We start from the raw sequence: 20,343 nt of genomic DNA on the forward strand, positions 1-20,343 counted from the left end.
TGCGGGATTGACAATCATCCGCTAATTGATTATTTTTGATAAAACGGTATTAATAAAATGAATAAGAACAGCAAGGAGATCAGATGCTCGTTTTGTGGCGCAGGAAAACAAGACTCCCTGATGCTGATTGCCGGTTTGGACGCGCACATTTGTGATAAATGTGTTGACCAGGCCAACGAGATATTAGCCGAGGAATTGAAGGTGCGCAAAGTAAAAGCGTCGCCGGCAGTGCCTTCGGTGCTGAAACCTTACGAGATAAAAACCCACCTCGATCAGTATATTATCGGTCAGGATGATGCTAAGAAAGTATTATCTGTAGCCGTATATAATCACTACAAACGCCTTAACCAGCGTGTGGATAAAGACGAGGTTGAGATTGAAAAATCGAACATAATAATGGTTGGCGAAACCGGTACGGGTAAAACCCTGCTGGCTAAAACGCTTGCCAAAATATTGAACGTTCCTTTCTGTATTTGTGATGCTACGGTTTTAACCGAAGCCGGTTATGTAGGTGAAGACGTGGAAAGCATCCTTACCCGCCTGCTGCAATCTGCAGATTATGATGTAAATGCAGCCGAACGCGGCATAGTTTACATTGATGAGGTAGATAAAATTGCCCGCAAAAGCGATAACGCATCCATCACCCGCGATGTAAGCGGCGAAGGTGTGCAACAGGCCTTACTGAAGATATTAGAAGGTACCATGGTGAACGTACCACCACAAGGCGGCCGTAAACACCCTGATCAGAAGATGATCACGGTGAACACCAGCAACATCCTGTTCATCTGCGGTGGCGCGTTTGATAGCATCGAGAAAAAGATAGCTAACCGCCTTCGTACACAAACCGTTGGTTACAAATTTAAACACGATAATACCGAGGTTGACGTGAAGAACCTGTACAAATACATTACGCCACAGGATCTTAAATCATTCGGGTTGATACCTGAGCTGATCGGTCGTTTGCCGGTACTTACCTATCTGAACCCGCTTGATCGCGAGGCACTGCACAACATCCTCACCGAGCCTAAGAACTCGCTGCTTAAACAGTACAAAAAACTGTTTGAGTACGAAGGTGTAAAGCTTGAGTTTGACCCTGAGGTTTTAGACTTTGTGGTTGATAAAGCCATGGAATTTAAACTGGGCGCACGTGGCCTTCGTTCAATCTGCGAAGCCATTATGATAGATGCCATGTTCGAGTTCCCATCTAAGAAGGATGTGAAGCGTTTAAATGTAACTATTGATTACGCCAGAGAGAAGTTTGAGAAGAGCGATCTTAAAAAGTTAAAGGTAGCTTAACCATAATGTCATAGCAAATTACTATATTTGCATATCTCAAAACACAAGGCACCCTGGCAATTAGCCGGGGTTTGCTGTATAAAAACGTTTCGTTTTTTATAACCTGCGGCCGCCCGGCCGCCATAAAACAAATAATCGTATGAACGAAGAATTAGAAGTAAACAAAGAAGACAGCACCCCCGCTGCCAAAGCACCCAAAGAGGTGACATCGCCCGTTAAAAGCGGCTTAAAAACAAAAGAAGCCATCGTAGTTAATTGGTTACCGCGTTACACCGGCAGGCCTTTAGACCAATTTGGCGAGTACATCATCCTTACCAATTTCTCAAAATACCTGCAGCTATTCTCAGAGTGGAATGATAATGCACCTATCATGGGTTTAGACAAACCGATGCAAAGTGTAACTGCAGGTGGTATCACCATCATTAACTTTGGTATGGGTAGCTCGGTTGCTGCAACAGTGATGGACCTGCTTACTGCCATTAAGCCAAAAGCAGTTATTTTTTTAGGTAAGTGTGGTGGCTTAAAAAAGAAGAACAACGTAGGCGATCTTATCCTGCCCATAGCGGCCATTCGCGGCGAGGGCACATCAAATGATTACCTGCCTGCCGAAGTGCCCGCATTGCCTTCATTTGCCCTGCAAAAAGCCATCTCAACCACCATCCGTGATTACTCGCGCGATTACTGGACTGGCACTTGCTACACCACCAACCGCCGCGTTTGGGAGCATGACAAGGAGTTTAAGAAATACCTTAAGCAATTGCGTGCCATGGCCATTGATATGGAAACTGCAACCATCTTCACCACAGGTTTTGCCAACAAGATCCCTACCGGTGCATTGCTATTGGTATCAGACCAGCCAATGATTCCCGAGGGTGTTAAAACCGCAGAAAGCGACTCGAGCGTAACCGAAAAGTACGTAGAAACCCACCTGCACGTAGGTATCGAATCGTTAAAACAACTGATAAACGGTGGCTTAACTGTTAAGCACCTGAAGTTCTAAAGCCACAGCGCTTTAAACTCTTTTCTATAATATTTCGGAAACCCGCATTGCCGCTACCCAATAGCAGGCGTGTGGGACACCTGAAATAATCTTGCCCCACTCTCCACACTTATTGACATTTCTTAAATGCCTAAATTGGGTATCTGCCCAATAATTTTCCTAATTTTGTGTACTATCCAATTAAATACACAGGATAAGTAGACAATAAACTATGTGGTATAACAACATATTGGAAACCATTGGCCAAACCCCTTTGGTAAAACTCAACAAGATCGTAAAAGACATCCCGGCTACCGTTTTAGCTAAAATAGAAACCACCAACCCGGGCAACTCTATAAAAGACCGTATGGCCCTTAAAATGATTGAGGATGCCGAAAAAAGCGGTAAACTTAAACCCGGCGGTACCATTATTGAAGGTACATCGGGTAATACGGGTATGGGCCTGGCTATTGCCGCGGTTATAAAAGGCTACAAGTGTATTTTCACCAGTACCGATAAACAATCAAAAGAAAAGTTTGATGCCCTGCGTGCTTTTGGTGCCGAGGTAATTGTTTGCCCTACCAATGTAGAGCCCGAGGATCCAAGGTCATACTATTCTGTATCATCGCGCCTGGAGCGCGAGGTGCCTAACTCGTGGAAACCAAACCAGTACGATAACCTTTCAAACTCGCAGGCACACTATGAGCAAACCGGCCCCGAGATATGGGAACAAACCCAAGGTAAAATAACCCATCTTGTTGTTGGTGTGGGTACGGGTGGTACCATCTCCGGTACGGCACGTTACCTTAAAGAACAAAACCCAAACATCCAGGTATTAGGTATTGATACCTACGGTTCGGTATTTAAAAAATATAAAGAGACAGGCATTTTTGATAAGGACGAGATCTATCCGTACATCACCGAAGGTATCGGCGAAGATTTCCTGCCGCAAAACGTTGATTTTAGCCTGATAGATTACTTTGAAAAAGTAAGCGATAAGGATGCTGCCCTAATGACCCGCGAAATTGCCCGTAAAGAAGGTATTTTTGCAGGTAACTCAACCGGTGCTGCCGTTGCTGGCGCCCTGCAAATGAAAGACCGCTTTAAAGAAGGCGACGTGGTGGTGATCATCTTCCCTGACCATGGTACCCGCTACCTTGGCAAAATGTACAATGACGACTGGCTGCGCGACCGCGGTTTCCTGGCCGATGGCAAACTGACCGCCCGTGACATCATTGCCAAAAAAGAAAGCGCAGAAATCATCACCATCGATTGCGAGAAAACCGTGTTGGAAGCCATCAACGTAATCAAATCATTAAACATCAGCCAGATACCGGTAACACAGCAAGGTATGGTGATAGGCAAGATAACCGAAAGCGATATCCTTGATTCGCTGATGGAGAACCCTGGCATTAAATCGCAGCCGGTTAAGAGCATCTCTACTGCCCCCTTCCCGTTCATCGACCTGAATACTTCTATCGATCGTATCTCGGGGATGATCAACAAAGACAACATCGCCGTTTTGGTTGAGGATGAGCAAGGTAAGATCGAAATTATCACGCAATACGATATCATAAACGCGATATCAGCGTAAAACTAAATAGTATAAAAAAGAAAAGCCATCAGTCAATCACTGATGGCTTTTTCTTTTGGATATATGTTGGACTTATTAAAAAGTAATTGCGATTACAGGGTAGCTAATTCAGCGTTATCAGCCTTTACAAATTTGTTGGTTACAGTTTTGTTTGCGTTAGCAGCTACAAGGTTGGTGTTGTTTACAGTGGCAGACTGATCTTGGGTTAAGCTGTATTCGCCAACTTTACCGCTGATGTTTGCTTTAGCACGATCGTTTACGTTGATGTTGGCTTTGTAAGCATCTAACTGAAGGTTAGCAGATGCATTGTTGTTCAACGTTACATCAAGGTCGATTTTTGACAGGTTACCAAATGATTTTACTTCAGCGTTATCATAAGCGGCAATCGCTTTCAAATCGTTAGCAGTAACCCAAACCACTAATTTTTTATCAGTGTATGATGAGATGCGTAACACACCGTCCTGGTTTTGTACCAAAGCATTCTCTGAATAGTATTTGTTGTAAACTTTTACCTGATCGGCAGTACCATCAGATACGTAAAGTTCAACGTTACCGCGCAATTCAATTTTGCTGATCTTGCTCACGTTTGTTAAAGTAGTAGTGGCTTCTTCGTTCTTGTTTTTGTTATCGTTTGCAAAGGTTGCAGTGGCAGTACCTAAGGCTAAAGTTACGATGGTTGCTATGGTTAAAAATTTCGCTTTCATGGCTATAATATTTTGATTGTAAGTGTTTTAATTATTTCTTGTTATTAATTACACTGATAAGACGAGCACGAAAGAGAAACGTTACAGCCATTTCCCGGGAAATAGATGTACGGGGCAAATGTATCGGTGAACGGGTAGTTTAGGTCGGTGAAAAGCGGTGAAATTTTTGAGGATGATTAAAGGATTTGAGGATTTCCCGATCAGAAATCCGTCATTGCTGTCCGCCAGCTGAGAGGTAGCATTTCATTAGGAATGGCAATGATAATATTAATCGTCAGTGGATGTTACTTTCTTTTCTCTCAAAAGAAAGTAACCAAAGAAAAGTCGCGACTTGGTAACGCGCTATTACGTTTGTGCCACTGCAAGGCCTATGGTCACCGCACGTTACGCTATGTCGCATTTGTAATTGGCGTTCTGTCTGTGCTTTTCTTTTTATTTCCTGTCAGCAAAAAAGCCTCGGGCGAAAGCGGGCAGAACAATGGTGGCCTTGTGTGGCTGTGAGGGCTTGCGGAATCTATTCCAGAAGCGGTGGCCTAAAAAGTGGGGTAAGAGATTCCCAGCCCGTGGTTCTGGCTGCTTGCAGCGCAAAGGCCTTGTGCGAAAAGAAGCCTCTTTGCTGTATGATCTTTGGTTACTTTGTATCAAGACAAAGTAACAGTCCCCGCGGCAATTGAGCGGGCTAACGTTGACTAAGCACAGACTTATCCTAAAGAGATTGCTTCGTTCCTCGCAATGACGCACGGAAAAAACTCTTACCTACAAATAATAATTCTCCCCGTCTGTTTTTATCTTCCCTGCATCAAGCAGTAAACGGAGTGTTTGGATCTTCTCCCGTTCGGTGCCGAATTTGAGGGCAGGGATCAAATCGGCGATGGTATGAGGACGTGAGCTGAGGAGCTGTGCTATTTCGTTGGTGATATCATCAACAATTTCACCGGCATTGCGCAGGCGGCGCTCTTCAATACAAACATCGCATACACCGCATTTGGGTGCATCGTGCTCATCAAAATAATTAAGCAATTGCCGGCTGCGGCAAACTTGTTCTTCGGCGTAAGCAAAAACGGCTTTCAGCTTTTTAAGATAGGTTTCTTTACGCTGTTCTATATATACTTTATTAATATATAGCTGATTATTGGGCTGGCGGGGTTTGAGCCAGGTGATCTGCGGCTTATCCGTTTGCGGCAGATAGCTCAGCACGCCGAAAGCTTGCAACTGCTGCATACCGGTTATTACCTGTTGCACGCTCATGCCTGTGCGGCGGGCAATATCAAATTCTTTGATGCGTACATAATTCTCAAACGAGCCACCGTATGAGCGGAGCAGGGTTTTCACAAATGGATCCCAACCCTGGTTCTGGATCTGGAAATTGTAAAGATCCTCATTCAATACCTCGAACCTGAAACGCGATGGCAGAAATACGCTTTCGGTGAATGATACGTATTCGTCCTGCTCCAGAAATTTGAGGGCATTGATGGTTTTAATGGCGTCCAGTTCAAAGCGGCTACAGAACTCGCCCAGGTCAAGGTCGAAACTTACGCCCTCTCCTGCCCCGTAGGCCACCTGGCAGTAATTACCCAAGGCATGGTAGATCTTTTTGATCTCATCAACCGATGGGAAATTCTGCGTGAACTTCTTTTGCTGCCTCACCCTATCGGTTTGGTTATATAGCAATACACCGTAGGCTTTTTGCTCGTCGCGCCCGGCCCTACCAGCTTCCTGGTAGTAGGCTTCCAAACTATCGGGCATATCCTTATGGATCACAAACCTCACATCGGGCTTATCTATCCCCATCCCGAAGGCGTTGGTAGCTACAATAATACGTGTGCCATTATTTTTCCATGCCGATTGCTTCTCAGAGCGTTCATCGGCCGAGAGGCCTGCGTGGTAATAATCGGCTGATATTTTATGGCGCTGGTAGTGCCGCGCTATCTCAAAGGTTTCTTTACGGCTGCGTACGTAGACTATGCCACTGCCTTGTATACCGGCAGCTACATCTATCAGCTTGCGCAACTTATCTTCAGTATCCTGCACTACGTAGCTTAAGTTCTTTCGCTCAAAGCTTTTAACAAATACAACACCGTTCTTAAAGGCAAGTTTATCCTGTATATCCTGCTTAACATCGGCAGTAGCAGTGGCCGTTAAAGCCAATACGGGCACCTCGGGATGTAGTTCGCGTAGTTTGGCAATATGCAGGTACGGCGGGCGAAAATCATAGCCCCACTGCGAGATACAGTGTGCCTCATCAACCGCAAAAAGGTTAACGTTCATGTATTTGATCCGCTCGCGAACCAGCTCAGACAACAAACGCTCAGGCGAGAGATAAAGGAATTTTACCGAACCGTAGATACAGTTATCCAGTGCAATATCCACCTCGCGCTTACCCATGCCCGATACGATGGCAATGGCATTAATGCCCCGCTCCTTCAGGTTCTCTACCTGGTCTTTCATGAGGGCTATCAGCGGCGATACCACAATGCAGATACCATCCTTAGCCAGCCCCGGCACCTGGAAACACACGGATTTTCCCCCGCCGGTAGGCAGCAAGGCCAGCGTATCGCGGCCCTGCAATACAGATGTAATGATCTCTTCCTGCATTGGCCGAAAGTGGTCATGTCCCCAGTATTGTCTAAGTATTTCGCGTGGTGTCATTTATTTTAATTCAGAAAAACATTGCGGGCCAATAGCTCCGCCGCCGTACTCTAACACCAGATTGCGGTTCACATAAATGTAGGTACAGCTATCATTGTATTTCGCCTTTAAACTTTCAGCTAACGGCTTATCAAATACATTAAAAAAGTACATACCAAAGCCACTTCTTTTAAAACCTACTTTAGCCGGTTCACTGTTGGTTATTGAAATGCAATTTGCCTTATCAAGCTTCTCTTTTAAAGCAGTAAGCTTTGTCTCATCCCAGCCCAATATCTTCAGTAATGTATCGGCCCGTGCTGACCGCATCGAAATATCACGATCTTCTGATGCAAAACCCTTTTCTTCGCCGGTGACGGTGTCCCTATCCCTAACGCTCATATAAGCTATATTATCCCCGTCAAACTCCACTTCAACAGCTTTATCTGTTGGTGTTATAGCGCTGAGGTATTTCTTTGCATCGTTTATCCCATCCCGGTTTTCGTTAAAGCTTTCAATCAGCTCTGCAGTGCTGTAATTCCTGCCGTCGGGTAGCGCTGATATGATCAAAAAAAGGTAAATAGCAGGTATCGCCATTAAACCAACAATCACACCGCAAATCACCAGTATCGTTTTATTCCTTTTTTTCATGATTTAGGTACAGCGCTTGTGACATTCAGGTTTTTACAAAAAAAGCCCGTCACGTGGCGGGCTTTCGATAAAGTATATTTGGCGGTGATTTTACTCACCCGGTCTTTGCTTCGCTTGACCACCCTCTCTTCGCTGCGCGAAAAGAGGGTTAGCCTGAATATTTTTCTTTACCCTCTTTGCGTAGCAGAGAGGGTCGACCAGCGGAGCGTAGTCGGGGTGAGTCCACCCCGGGGCATTATCTGCCTTTAATATCGGTATAATCTCTATTTACTTCGCCAACATAAATTTGACGCGGGCGGCCAATAGGCTCTTTGTTGGTTTTCATTTCTTTCCACTGGGCAATCCATCCCGGTAAACGGCCAAGGGCAAACAGCACCGTGAACATCTCGGTAGGGAAACCTAAAGCAGTGTAGATGATACCCGAGTAAAAGTCTACGTTAGGGTATAGTTTACGCTCAACAAAGTAAGGATCGCTCAGGGCAACTTCTTCCAGCTTTTTAGCTATCTCTAAAGTTTCGTCTTGTACCCCTAATTTCTCAAGGATATCATCACACGCTTTTTTGATGATCTTGGCGCGCGGGTCGAAGTTTTTGTAAACGCGGTGCCCAAAGCCCATCAAACGGAACGAATCGTTCTTGTCTTTAGCTTTAGCAACCCATTTATCAACGTCGCCGCCATCTTCTTTAATTTTCTGCAACATCTCAACTACGGCCTGGTTAGCACCACCGTGCAGCGGGCCCCAAAGTGCAGAGATACCTGCCGAGATAGAAGCATAAAGGTTAGCGTCTGATGAACCTACAATACGCACGGTTGAGGTTGAGCAGTTTTGCTCATGATCGGCATGCAGAATAAGCAACTTGTTCATGGCGCTTACTACAACCGGGTCTATCTCCACATCCTCGGTACGCTGGCCAAAGGTCATGTGCATAAAGTTGGTAACGTAATCAAACTTGTTACGCGGATAAATAACCGGGTGACCAAGAGATTTTTTGTAGATCCATGATACCAGGGTACTCATCTTAGCGATCAGTTTAATGATCTCCAGGTTCACTTCTTCGGCAGTTAAGCCTTGTTTAAGTGATGCCGGGTTAAACGCAGCCAAAGCGCCGATTAATGATGATAACTGGCCCATTGGGTGCGAGCCAGAAGGAAAACCATCAAAAAATTTCTTCATATCCTCATGTACAAGGGTATGGTGGCTTATTTCATATTCAAAAGCTTTAAGCTGTTCTTCGGTAGGCAGGTTGCCGTATATTAATAAATAGGCAACTTCAATAAATGTGCTTTGCTCTGCAAGCTGTTCAATTGGATAACCACGGTATTTTAAAATACCTACTTCGCCATCTAAAAAGGTAATTGCGCTTTTTGTGGCACCGGTATTTTTGTAACCGATGTCAAGCGTAACATAACCGGTCTGGTCGCGTAATTTTGAAATATCAATGGCTTTCTCGCCCTCAGTACCCTCTATTACAGGAAGTTCGAATGTTTTGTCTCCAATTTTTAATTGTGCAGTTTCAGACATAGGATATTTAGTGTTTGCAACAAATGTAATTAAATCTGCGTATTAATACCCGTTAAGTATATTTACTATCTGTAAAATTCTTATTAAGTAATTATATTGTCGTCCCCAATAATGTTTGGCTTGATTAAAAATTTACCCCTACTGAATGTCGTTTAGAAGTAAGGCCCTACTGTTGATTGAGAACGATATCACAATTAACAGGCTCGTGCTGTTAGGCTTGCTTATTGCAAGCCCATCATTGCATTATCTGTGTTATAATAACAGTTACGATCCTGTTTGGTTGCGTGCAATTAACATTTTGGTTTGTTTGATCACCCTTGGCACATCATATCTTAAGGATAGAAAGCCGCTAAGACAGATGATCTATGTAACTATTTGTGCTCATCTTTTCATAAATAATTACCTGCTTTTAGGCACTAATAACTTTGCCAACGTATACCTTTTCAGTTCGTTAACCGTATTTGTTGCACTTACCCTTTTCTGTAAAAAACGCTGGGAGTTCATTAGCCTTTGCTGCTTAAATATAGTTGCTGTAGTGGGCGCTTACGGCACAGCCCCCCGCCCTATCTCATTGTCGGTTTTATTGATCCTGATAGGCGTTTTTTCCATTATCGCTTATGTATCATTCCTTGTGGTGCTGGCTTATAAGCTGCAATTTCGCAAGGCGGTGAAAAACATCGTACAGCTGAACGAATCACTTATTGCCAGCAGCCGTAAGCTTAAAGAGAGCGAGCAGCAATTGCACGCACTTATCAGCTCGGTAAACGACACCATTTTTGAATTTAACGAGCACCAGATCTGTATAAATGTATGGTTTGGCCCTAACACGCCAGACTACCTCAAACCCGAATACTTCATCAATAAAACGCTTATAGAGGCCATCGGCGAGGAACGCGCCCGTCCATTTCTTGAGGTTTACGATTACGTTATCCAACACAAAAAAGGCTACAGTGTAGAGTTTGCTTCGGTGTATGGTGAACCGGGCTGGTTTGTAGCTAAAGCCTCTCCTGTTGTTGATGTTAACGGCAATTACACCAAACGCATCTCCGTTTCGGTTACTGATATTACCGAGCAAAAGAAATACGCCGATGCCCTTGTTGAGAACGAAGAACTGCTGTTACAGGCCCAGCGCATGGCCAAAACCGGTAACTGGTGGTATGATGACGAAACGAAGGAAAACTACTGGTCTGAAAGTCTTTTTAATCTGCTGGAGATAGAAGCCGTACCCGAAGGGTTAAGCAAGTTTGAGTATTACATGAGTTTGGTTCATCCTGATGATGTAGAGCAAACTTTCAATTACTTTACCAATATTAATACAGAGAAAGTAAGCAGCCTCGACCATAAATTTATCTCCCCTAACGGCGAGCTTAAATATCTTAAAGTACTGCGCGGCGATCTGCAACAGCATGAGGATGGTACGCTGAAACGTGTAGTGGGTATTATACAGGATGTAACCGAATCTAAACTGGCCGAGAAAGCTGTTAAAGTGAGCCAGGCTGAGTTGCTGGAAGCCCAAACTATTGCAAAAATTGGCAATTGGAAATGGGATAGCAGCACCAACATGCTATCATGGAGCGATGAGGTAAATACCATTCACGAGATAGACATCAACAGCGCATCATCATCGCGTTTTGGAAAATTGCTTTTGCAGTACATCCACCCGGACGACCAATACATTGCTACCCGCCTTTTTAAACATGGCGACCAAACCGGCGACTCATTCGAGTATCGTATTATTACGCCTAACGGCAACCTTAAGTACATCAGTGTTATTACCGGTAAACTAATGTACCGTGAGGATGGCACCGTACGTAAAATAATAGGCACGCTACAGGATATTACCCAGCGTAAACAGGCGGAGATTGACCATCGCCGCACCGAGAATAAGTACCGCCTGGTGCTGGAAACCATTAAAATGGCGGCTGTATCTTTAAATGCCGAAGGCAGGGTGATCTTTTGTAACAAGTACCTGGCCAACCTGCTGGGCTACACCCAGGCAGAAATTTTGGGCATGGACTGGATGGCCAACTTTGTACCCGGCGAACATCGCGAGATACTGAACGCCTGGTTCAAAAACAAAACAGTTAAAGCGCACTACATTAACCCTATCATTTGCCGCGACGGCGAATTGCGCACTATCAGCTGGCAAAACACCGTAAGCTATGATGAGTATGGCAATATTAAAGAAACCACCAGTATTGGCGAAGATATTACTGTACAGCAAAAGGTAAGGCAGGAGTTGATATCGGCCAAAGAACAGGCAGAACGTTCATCGCATTTTAAATCGGAATTTCTGTCTATCATGAGCCACGAGATCCGCACGCCGATGAATGCGGTTATAGGTACCACCAATTTGTTGCTTGAAGAAAATCCTAAGCCCGAACAACTGGAATACCTCAACACGCTAAAATTCAGCAGCGAGAATTTGCTGGCGATAATTAATGACATACTTGATTATAACAAGATAGAAGCCGGTAAACTGCAGCTAAGCAACCTGCCGTTCAACATCCACCAGTTGGTTCAAAACGTAAGGCAATCGTTTTACGCTAAAGCGGTTGAAAAGAACCTGGAGATTGAGTTGCAGTATGACAGTGCTATCCCCGAGTTTTTAATGGGCGATCAAACCCGCCTTGGGCAGATACTGATAAACCTGGTGAGCAACGCGGTTAAATTTACCCACAAAGGCAAGGTTACCATCAGCTTAACTAAAGAGGAACTGATAGATAACCAGGTACTCGTAAACTTTGCCGTTACGGATACAGGCATAGGCATGTCTGCAGAGAACCTTGCCGTGGTGTTTGATCCGTTCATACAAGGGCCGCAAACTATTACGCACGAGTATGGTGGCACCGGCCTTGGCCTGGCTATTACCAAAAGGTTGATAGAGCTTTATGAAAGCGACATAGCCGTTAGCAGCGAACTTGGCCTGGGTACCACATTTACCTTTGCTATACGCTTTACCAATGTGCCGCAGGCTGCAGTACAGCCGCAAAACCTGGCCAGCTCAGAAGAGGAGATATTGACAACCCTTCCGCAAGACCTCGCCGGCATGAAGATATTAGTGGTTGATGATAACAAGATGAACCTGATGATAGCCGGCAAATTCCTTAAGAAATGGGAAGCCGAGGTTGAACAGGCCATCAATGGTGAAATTGCCGTGAACATGGTAAAAAATGGCGGCAACTATGACCTCATCATCATGGACCTGCAAATGCCGGTGATGGATGGTTTTGAAGCTACTATAAATATTAAGCAGATAAACCCAGGGGTGCCCGTAATAGCCTTTACTGCTGACGCCATGCCCGAGACACATAACAAAGCTTACGAAGCAGGCATGTGCGATTATCTGACCAAACCTTTTGTGCCGGAGAAACTGTTTGAGAAGGTCTCAAAATACCGCAAACAGACGCTCGATATTGATAGCCTGAAAAATATTGAAGAAGCTTAGTTAGTGCGGATAGCCTCAACCGGGTCAAGCTTGGCCGCAAAATAAGCCGGCACTATGCCTGATAGCATACCAATAGCTACCGATATACTTATTCCAAAAATAACGTTGCTGGCGTCAAGTACAACTTGTAAATCGGCAATGGCTTTTACGGCAAAGGTACCCAGGTAAACCAGGAACAGGCCTATAAAGCCGCCCATCAGGCAAAGTACAACAGCCTCTATCAAAAACTGCAGCATAATAAAGTAATTTTTGGCCCCCAATGATTTTTGGATACCGATAATATTGGTACGCTCTTTAACCGATACAAACATGATATTTGCGATACCAAAGCCACCTACCAGGATAGAGAAGCCACCAATGATGAGCCCGACGATGTTCACCACCCCGAACAATTGATCTAACTGATTAGACAGGATAGTTGATTTATTCAGCGAGAAATCATCCTCGGCGCCCGGGCGTATGCTGTGGATCGACCGCATAATACCACGTACTTCGCTTTCTACTTCTACATCGGTAAGATTATCCTGGCCGCGCACTACTATTTGCGGGTTATATTTTTCGTTCTCTACATCAATAACGTTTTTGGCAAAGTTGAGCGGCAGCAATATCTCATTATCACTGGTGATGCCCAGCATATCTTTACCTTCTTTGGTAAACACACCAATAACGGTCAGTTTACGGCCCATTATTTTTATCTGCTTGCCAACAGCACCACCATCGGGGAAAAGGTTTGACGCAATATCGGCCCCTATTACGGTAACCGGTGCACCTGTGCGCGATTCTATTTCGGTAAAATACCTTCCGTCCTGGAAATCAAAGTTCCAGGTTTTATCATGATCATGTGATACGGCATCTATTTGAGCACCATCAACCGTATTGCTTCCGTATTTAACGGTACGGTTATCAATACTTATCTCGTACGATAATGCTTTAGCGGTTTGGCTTCGGCGGCTTAGCTGGTCAAAATCACGCAGTTTTGGAACCGGGCGCTGCATATACTTCCACCAGGGGAAGTTATCTTCACCTACCCATGGCCATTTTTGCACGTAAATACTATTACTGCCCAGCTTGTTAACGCTTTGCTGCAGGTTATTGCGCAGCGTATCAACTGCCGAAAACACCGCTATAATGGTAAATATACCAATGGTTACGCCTAACAAAGAAAGCAGTGTGCGCAGCTTATTTTGCCTTAATGCATCAAATGCAAACAGGAAGCTCTCGCGGATAAGTTTTAATATGATCATAAGTTAACCACCGGTTAGTAGAATTTACCTTGCCTAAAACAGTATGGTTTAGACGGTGTTTATGGTGTTAAGTTACACCGATTTTCAACAAACTGTAATAAACCTATTTAAGTAAATAAAGGCGCATAATTTAAGAATATTTTCGTACATTTGCGCCCTAAAAATTCATATATACAAGCATGAAATTATCTCAGTTTAAATTCAATTTACCTGAATCATTAGTTGCCCATAACCCGGCAGACAAGCGCGATGAGTCGCGTTTAATGGTGTTACACCGCGATTCGGGCAAGATTGAGCATAAGATCTTCAAGGATGTTTTGGATTACTTTGATGACCAGGACGTAATGATCCTGAACAACACCAAAGTGTTCCCGGCACGTATGTATGGTAACAAAGAAAAAACAGGTGCTACCATTGAAGTATTCCTGTTACGCGAGCTAAACAAAGAACTTCGCCTTTGGGATGTACTGGTTGACCCTGCACGTAAAATACGCGTTGGTAACAAACTTTACTTTGGCGATGATGATTTATTGATTGCCGAGGTTGTTGACAACACCACATCACGTGGCCGTACTATCCGCTTCCTGTTTGATGGTACCGACGAGGAGTTCCGCCGTAACGTAGAGATCCTGGGCGAAACACCGCTTCCAAAATATATTAAGCGTAAAGCTACTGCCGAAGATAAAGAGCGCTACCAAACCATCTTCGCTAAAAACGAAGGCGCAGTTGCTGCCCCTACTGCAGGTTTACACTTTAGCCGCGAGCTAATGAAACGCCTTGAACTAAAAGGTGTTGAATTTGCAGAGGTTACTTTGCACGTTGGTTTAGGTACTTTCCGCCAGGTTGAGGTTGAGGATTTAACCAAACACAAAATGGACTCAGAACAATTCATCATTGAGCAAAAACAGGCTGATATTGTTAACCGCGGTATCGAGCGTAAAAAACGTATTTGCGCTGTGGGTACCACTTCAATGCGTACCATTGAATCTGCAGTATCTGCCAACAAAACACTGAAAGCAGCTAACGACTGGACCAGCAAGTTCATCTTCCCGCCGTATGATTTCAGTATTGCCAACTCAATGATCACCAACTTCCACACACCAGAGTCAACCCTGTTGATGATGATATGTGCATTTGGCGGTTACGAGCACGTAATGAATGCCTACGAAGTAGCGGTAAAAGAAAAATACCGTTTCTACAGCTACGGCGACGCAATGTTGATCATTTAAAAGAGATTAGAGGTTAGAGATTGGAGATTAGGTTTCCTTTCTAAGGATCATATAAGGAGATATGGGTTTACTCATATCTCTTTTTTGTTTTATACATTTGACCCAAACCACGTCATGCCGAACTTGTTTCGGCATCCCATCATACAGAGTTGGTTATGATGATTGTCCCGTGGGATGCCGAAATAAATTCGGCATGACGGTAATTTTTACATTATGCCTAATCTCCAATCTCTAACCTCTAATCTCTCGAATAAAAATTACGCCATCATCGTTGCCGGCGGCTCGGGTAGCCGTATGCAGTCGGTACTGCCTAAGCAGTTTATTGAGCTTTGTGGCGAGCCGGTGCTGATGCATACCATCAGGGCATTTAGCAAGAGTGATGCTGCTCCGCAGATCATCCTGGCGCTGAACGGCAGCTATCATGAGCTTTGGGCAGAGCTTCGTGAGAAGCATAACTTTAACATCCAACATACCGTTATTGCCGGCGGCGAAACCCGTTTCCACTCGGTTAAGAATGCTTTAGACACCATTACTGATACTAACGCTATTGTAGCTGTTCACGATGCGGTACGCCCGCTCACATCAAAGCAAACCATCGATGAGAGCTACCTTGTCGCCTCTACAACAGGCACAGCTGTAACAGCAGTAAAAAGCCGCGATTCGATAAGGCAATTAAACGGAGAGGTGTCTATCTGTTTGGATCGCGAAGGCATTTACCTGGTGCAAACACCTCAAACCTTCGAAGCTTCATTATTAAAACAAGCTTATGAGCAACCCTATACAAATATGTTTACCGATGATGCCTCGGTAGTGGAAAAAGCCGGTGCGCATATTACGCTGATAGAGGGCAGCCATAGCAATATCAAGATAACCTTCCCGGAAGATATTATCATTGCCGAAGCTTTATTAAACAAAAAAGCCATCAGCGGTAGCTAATGGCTTAATATTTTACGGATGGACTGCCCAAATCAGGCTCGTCTTATCACGCCTAACAGTAAAGCTATAATAGCGATCACTAAAAGGATGTGAATTAAACCACCTGCATGGCTTACAAAGAATCCGAAGATCCATCCTATTACTAAAATTACGGCGATAATGTACAATAAGCTTCTCATAGTATTGTGTGTTTTTGTTAAGTAGATGTTATGTAAACAGCGGGGTATTAAAAAAGGTTTTTACAACTGAGGGTTTTACGTATAAAACCCTCAGTTTCTTATTTCATCAAGCCCGTCTGATTATGCCTAACAGTAATGCGATGATCGCAATTACCAATAACACGTGAATTATTCCCCCCGCATCTGCGTAGAAGAAACCAAATGCCCATCCTATTACCAGGATAACTGCAATGATATAAAGTAAGCCTCTCATTGTTGTTTATTGTTTTTGTTTAAGTAGATGTTAATTGCAGCTACCAATACCAAAACCATTCCAAAAAATAAAGGCAAACAAAAAAAGCCACTGATAATCAGCGGCTTTAAGATTTAGCAGAGGTTTATTAGTACTCGTCCTCGTTAAAGAAGAAATCGTCTTTTGTAGGGTAATCAGGCCATATTTCTTCTATATTCTCGTATGGTTCGCCATCATCTTCAAGTGCCTGCAGGTTCTCAATAACCTCAACAGGAGCACCAGAACGGATAGCGTAATCAATTAATTCATCTTTTGTGGCAGGCCAAGGCGCATCTTCTAAGTGCGATGCTAATTCAAGTGTCCAATACATGTTTTTATCTTAAATGGTAAATATTTTCTATTTCTTCCGTTCTCGCAAAAGTATAATATTTTTAAATTGATAATCAATATTTTTTTGTAAAATTTTTACACCCGCGGCAACCATTGATTTTCAGGCAGGTTATGTTCATAAACAACCATTCGCGCTAAGGTAAACAGATAATCGCTTAATCTGTTCAGGTACATCACCACCTTTTCTTCTACTTTACTTTCTTCAGACAAATGCACGCTTAAGCGCTCGGCGCGGCGGCACACGCAGCGGGCTATGTGGCAGTAAGAAGCTGTGGTGCTGCCGCCGGGTAAAATAAAATGCTTAAGGGCGGGTAAGGTTTCGTTCATCTTGTCCATTTCTTTTTCCAGCAGTTCAATATCGGCGTCATACAAATCGGGGATCACCATTTTTGACTTCTCGGGGTCGGCGGCTAATGATGAGCCGATGGTAAAAAGCCTGTCCTGTATCTCTTTCAACATATCTTTATCGTTAGCCTTAATATCCTGGTCGCGGATGAGGCCGATATAGGAGTTCAGTTCATCAACCGTACCATAAGCCTCTATACGTAAATGATGCTTGGGCACGCGGGTGCCGCCAATTAACGAGGTTAAGCCTTTATCGCCGGTTTTGGTATAGATCTTCATAAACAATTTAATAATTGTGATGCCGTTTTAATATGCATATTTACAAAGTTTAAACTTAAACAACGTGTTTGTGTTTTCTACAAATAAAATATGTTCCGCTACCATGAAGATCATTATATCTACAGCCAAAATGGCTACCATAGCTTTATTTGCAACAGCACTGTTTGGGTTTAGCTGTGGCAACAGCAACGCAAAAAAACCTGCCGACAGCACAGCTGCTACCCAGGCAGCGCCTGCTCCAACCCCATCATTTAGTAAGTTTTTAACCGAGAAACAGTTTAACGAACTTTTCCCCGAGCGCGATAAATTTTACACCTACGCAGCCTTTATAAAAGCGGTTGACGATTTGGCTAAAATAAAGGTGCAGGTTACACGCCGTGCGGTTTCGGTATACCAGTTTATCCGTACAGACAAAACTATCGGTAAAGCCACCACTGTGCGCCAAGACGGCGATTGGAACGAACCATGGGCCAAACAAAAGCCTGACAGTACTTACATGGTTGATTACGGCAACTTCTGCACCGCAGGCGATGCCACCACCAACAAACGAGAACTGGCTGCATTTTTCGCCCAGATAGCCCACGAGACCCGCCACGGCCAAAACGGTAGCTATACCGATGGTTTGATGCTGAAACACGAGGATAATACCTCACTGCAATACATCAGCGACAGCGACGAATACCCGCCTGTGGCCGGCCAGAAATATTACGGCCGCGGACCAATGCAGATAAGCTATAACGGCAACTACGGCTATGCATCAGACTGTATTTTTGGTGATAAGAAAGTATTGCTGAATAACCCTGGCCTTGTTGAGACCGATCCTGTTGTGGCATTTAAAACCGCTATCTATTTCTGGATGACGCCCGAGACGCATAAACCATCTGCTCATGATGTAATGACCGGCAAATGGCAGCCAAAAGATACCGACAAGGCCAAAGGCCGCACACCAGGCTTCGGGATGACCATAGTGATCGTGAACGGCGAACTGGAGTGCAACAAAGGCGAAGACAATTACAGCATGAAAGACCGCATTGGCTTTTACCAGTTCTTCTTACAAAAACTGGGCGTTACCGACCCTAACTGTGCTTGCAGTTGCGGTAAAATGGAGCCGTATAAGTATTAAAATGATGAAGCTGCTATTTCTGTTAGGCTGTTTATTTTTTTGCTTCAACGTATCAGGCAAAGCCATGGTTGATACAACGGACTATTGGCATGTAAAAATAAAAGGGTTTCAGATAGCTGAATTTGACGAAAGGAGCCCCAAGCCTGCTATAACGTTAAACATAGATAAACTTTCACCGGCAGACATCATGACCGTAACCTACGGTAATGATACTCCTTGCGGGGATTGTACTACAAACCTTTATGTACTGGATGATAAAAGCCAGCGTATCGTGTTAGCTGAGGCTAAAGGCACAAGCGCTGCTCTTAACGTTTCAGTGGAGAAACTGAAACAGACAGCAACAAAGCTAAAGAAGAGAGTGTTCCAGGTTTTCTATACCGATAAAGGCAAACGTAACCGCAGTATCTTCAGGTTAAACCTGGGTAAGTAAAAAAATATGACTTTGGTCGACGTAAACAATACGGCGAAAATTACAAACATTTTAGCCGATTTACAGCCAGGCGCTACTCCCCTTTGGGGCAACATGAACGCGCAGCAAATGGTTGAACACCTAATAGATCAGGTACGCTATACCAACGGTGTAAAAACACCTGTTGATACGGGCCTGCCGCCAGATTTTGCTGAGCGCAAACAGCGGGGACTAAACCTGAGCTATGATTTTCCGCGCAATATCATTTTGGGCACTTTACCTGAGGATTACGAGTATGACGATATTGAAACCGCGAAGCAGCAACTGGTAAAAGAAGTGGAAACCTTTCACCGGTACTTTGCCGCCAACCCGGGCCTTGAGGTATTGCACGGTGGTTTCGGGATAATGAATTATAATGAATGGGTAATATGGCATGGCAAGCATTTCACACATCATTTTAAGCAGTTCGGTATTATCCAATAGTTAAACATTGCGGTTGTAACAAACGCTAAGTTGTACTATCTTAGCTAAATGAACTCCTTATCAGTTGATGCCACGGGCCTGCCCGATATTAGCAAACACCCTTACGAAACTACCTGCCAAAGGCTCAAAAACCGTTTCAGGATAGATATTCCGGGTGATATTGATTTTCAGTTGGAGCAGTTTGAAACGCTTAACCACCACCAGGCGGTTAACATCCGTAACACTTTTGCTATTAAAAACAACTGCGGCGACAGCTATGTGCTGCTGCTGGATACTGATACCGAAAAAGGCATCAACCAGAAAAACAAACTCAGCCATAAAGACACTTTTCAGCCCTGGGCGCTGGCTTACCTGAAAAAAGATTTTGGCCGCGTGGTGATCCGCACGGAAACCATTATCGATAAGATCCGCGAGATCGTTTTCCCTATCGAGCTTGATTTCCGTGAGGATAAACCCTTCAGCGACCGCTTCTACGTATTAACCGACGACCGACACAAAACCGAAGCTGCCATGACACAGGAGTTTCGCGATGCGGTAATGGCCATCAAAAAGTCGGACTTTGTGATCGAGATCCATGAGCATACGCTCATCATCGGTAACCACAAACCGGTTACTCCGGAGAACACCCTTTACCTTGCCGATTTTGTAGCCCGCCTGGCCGAACTAAAATGTTAA

At 44.3% G+C, this 20,343-nt stretch carries 19 protein-coding genes; 10 read left to right on the forward strand and 9 right to left on the reverse strand.

Annotation, left to right across the window (positions count from 1 at the left end; all coding sequences use genetic code 11):
* Positions 1-57 precede the first annotated feature (57 nt).
* The 3 genes from clpX (at position 58) to D0C36_RS05535 (ending at position 3,869) form a co-directional block, all read left to right on the forward strand.
* A complete protein-coding gene (gene clpX / locus D0C36_RS05525) occupies positions 58-1,296 on the forward strand; it encodes an ATP-dependent Clp protease ATP-binding subunit ClpX (protein WP_117390545.1) in 1,239 nt (412 codons plus the stop codon).
* A gap of 139 nt (positions 1,297-1,435) precedes the next feature.
* Positions 1,436-2,296 (forward strand): AMP nucleosidase, encoded by an 861-nt coding sequence (locus tag D0C36_RS05530; RefSeq protein ID WP_117390546.1) that lies wholly within the window; start codon positions 1,436-1,438, stop codon positions 2,294-2,296.
* Between the two features lie 211 nt (positions 2,297-2,507).
* Positions 2,508-3,869, forward strand: a complete 1,362-nt coding sequence (locus D0C36_RS05535) for a pyridoxal-phosphate dependent enzyme (protein ID WP_117390547.1) — start codon at positions 2,508-2,510, stop codon at positions 3,867-3,869.
* Between the two features lie 92 nt (positions 3,870-3,961).
* Here D0C36_RS05535 and D0C36_RS05540 read toward each other — a convergent pair whose 3' ends face one another.
* From D0C36_RS05540 to D0C36_RS05560, 4 genes are all read right to left on the reverse strand, one after another.
* Positions 3,962-4,573: a GIN domain-containing protein gene (locus D0C36_RS05540; protein ID WP_117390548.1), complete on the reverse strand. Its 612-nt coding sequence runs from the start codon at positions 4,571-4,573 to the stop codon at positions 3,962-3,964.
* A gap of 756 nt (positions 4,574-5,329) precedes the next feature.
* Complete coding sequence (locus tag D0C36_RS05550; protein WP_117390550.1) at positions 5,330-7,222, reverse strand: RecQ family ATP-dependent DNA helicase; 1,893 nt, start codon at positions 7,220-7,222, stop codon at positions 5,330-5,332.
* Positions 7,223-7,849: a hypothetical protein gene (locus D0C36_RS05555; protein WP_117390551.1), complete on the reverse strand. Its 627-nt coding sequence runs from the start codon at positions 7,847-7,849 to the stop codon at positions 7,223-7,225. It lies immediately after the preceding gene.
* A gap of 235 nt (positions 7,850-8,084) precedes the next feature.
* On the reverse strand, positions 8,085-9,371 hold the full coding sequence (locus tag D0C36_RS05560; RefSeq protein WP_117390552.1) for a citrate synthase: 1,287 nt from the start codon (positions 9,369-9,371) through the stop codon (positions 8,085-8,087).
* Between the two features lie 145 nt (positions 9,372-9,516).
* Here D0C36_RS05560 and D0C36_RS05565 point away from each other — a divergent pair, with 145 nt between their 5' ends.
* Positions 9,517-12,819 (forward strand): PAS domain S-box protein, encoded by a 3,303-nt coding sequence (locus tag D0C36_RS05565; protein ID WP_117390553.1) that lies wholly within the window; start codon positions 9,517-9,519, stop codon positions 12,817-12,819.
* Here D0C36_RS05565 and D0C36_RS05570 read toward each other — a convergent pair.
* Positions 12,816-14,063: an ABC transporter permease gene (locus D0C36_RS05570; protein ID WP_117390554.1), complete on the reverse strand. Its 1,248-nt coding sequence runs from the start codon at positions 14,061-14,063 to the stop codon at positions 12,816-12,818. The genes D0C36_RS05565 and D0C36_RS05570 overlap by 4 nt on opposite strands.
* Before the next feature lie 179 nt (positions 14,064-14,242).
* Between D0C36_RS05570 and queA the strand changes: the two genes are divergently transcribed.
* Together queA and D0C36_RS05580 are read left to right on the forward strand one after the other, a co-directional pair.
* Complete coding sequence (gene queA, locus D0C36_RS05575) at positions 14,243-15,292, forward strand: tRNA preQ1(34) S-adenosylmethionine ribosyltransferase-isomerase QueA (RefSeq protein ID WP_117390555.1); 1,050 nt, start codon at positions 14,243-14,245, stop codon at positions 15,290-15,292.
* A 213-nt stretch (positions 15,293-15,505) separates the two neighbouring features.
* Positions 15,506-16,228 carry a 2-C-methyl-D-erythritol 4-phosphate cytidylyltransferase gene (locus D0C36_RS05580; RefSeq protein ID WP_117390556.1) on the forward strand — a complete coding sequence of 241 codons (723 nt, stop codon included), beginning with the start codon at positions 15,506-15,508 and terminating at the stop codon, positions 16,226-16,228.
* Between the two features lie 32 nt (positions 16,229-16,260).
* On the opposite strand, the gene D0C36_RS05585 is transcribed toward D0C36_RS05580, so the two are convergent.
* The 4 genes from D0C36_RS05585 to D0C36_RS05600 all read right to left on the reverse strand — a co-directional run bounded on the left by D0C36_RS05585 (position 16,261) and on the right by D0C36_RS05600 (position 17,653).
* Entirely contained in the window at positions 16,261-16,407 is a 147-nt protein-coding gene (locus D0C36_RS05585) for a lmo0937 family membrane protein (RefSeq protein ID WP_117390557.1), read from the reverse strand.
* A gap of 106 nt (positions 16,408-16,513) precedes the next feature.
* On the reverse strand, positions 16,514-16,660 hold the full coding sequence (locus tag D0C36_RS05590; protein WP_117390558.1) for a lmo0937 family membrane protein: 147 nt from the start codon (positions 16,658-16,660) through the stop codon (positions 16,514-16,516).
* A 127-nt stretch (positions 16,661-16,787) separates the two neighbouring features.
* On the reverse strand, positions 16,788-17,009 hold the full coding sequence (locus D0C36_RS05595) for a DUF2795 domain-containing protein (RefSeq protein WP_002996718.1): 222 nt from the start codon (positions 17,007-17,009) through the stop codon (positions 16,788-16,790).
* Positions 17,010-17,104: 95 nt separating this feature from the next.
* Positions 17,105-17,653 carry a cob(I)yrinic acid a,c-diamide adenosyltransferase gene (locus D0C36_RS05600; protein WP_117390559.1) on the reverse strand — a complete coding sequence of 183 codons (549 nt, stop codon included), beginning with the start codon at positions 17,651-17,653 and terminating at the stop codon, positions 17,105-17,107.
* Between the two features lie 103 nt (positions 17,654-17,756).
* Between D0C36_RS05600 and D0C36_RS05605 the strand changes: the two genes are divergently transcribed.
* From D0C36_RS05605 to D0C36_RS05620, 4 genes are read left to right on the forward strand one after another with little or no spacing between them, the layout of a single operon-like run.
* Positions 17,757-18,776, forward strand: coding sequence for a chitinase (locus tag D0C36_RS05605; protein WP_117390560.1), 1,020 nt, complete (start codon positions 17,757-17,759; stop codon positions 18,774-18,776).
* 1 nt (position 18,777) lies between these two features.
* Positions 18,778-19,206 (forward strand): hypothetical protein, encoded by a 429-nt coding sequence (locus D0C36_RS05610; protein ID WP_117390561.1) that lies wholly within the window; start codon positions 18,778-18,780, stop codon positions 19,204-19,206.
* A gap of 6 nt (positions 19,207-19,212) precedes the next feature.
* On the forward strand, positions 19,213-19,668 hold the full coding sequence (locus D0C36_RS05615; protein WP_147321937.1) for a hypothetical protein: 456 nt from the start codon (positions 19,213-19,215) through the stop codon (positions 19,666-19,668).
* Positions 19,669-19,716: 48 nt separating this feature from the next.
* Positions 19,717-20,343, forward strand: coding sequence for a hypothetical protein (locus D0C36_RS05620; RefSeq protein WP_117390563.1), 627 nt, complete (start codon positions 19,717-19,719; stop codon positions 20,341-20,343).

The sequence above is a fragment of the Mucilaginibacter conchicola genome (assembly GCF_003432115.1).
Classification (GTDB): Bacteria; Bacteroidota; Bacteroidia; order Sphingobacteriales; family Sphingobacteriaceae; genus Mucilaginibacter; species Mucilaginibacter conchicola.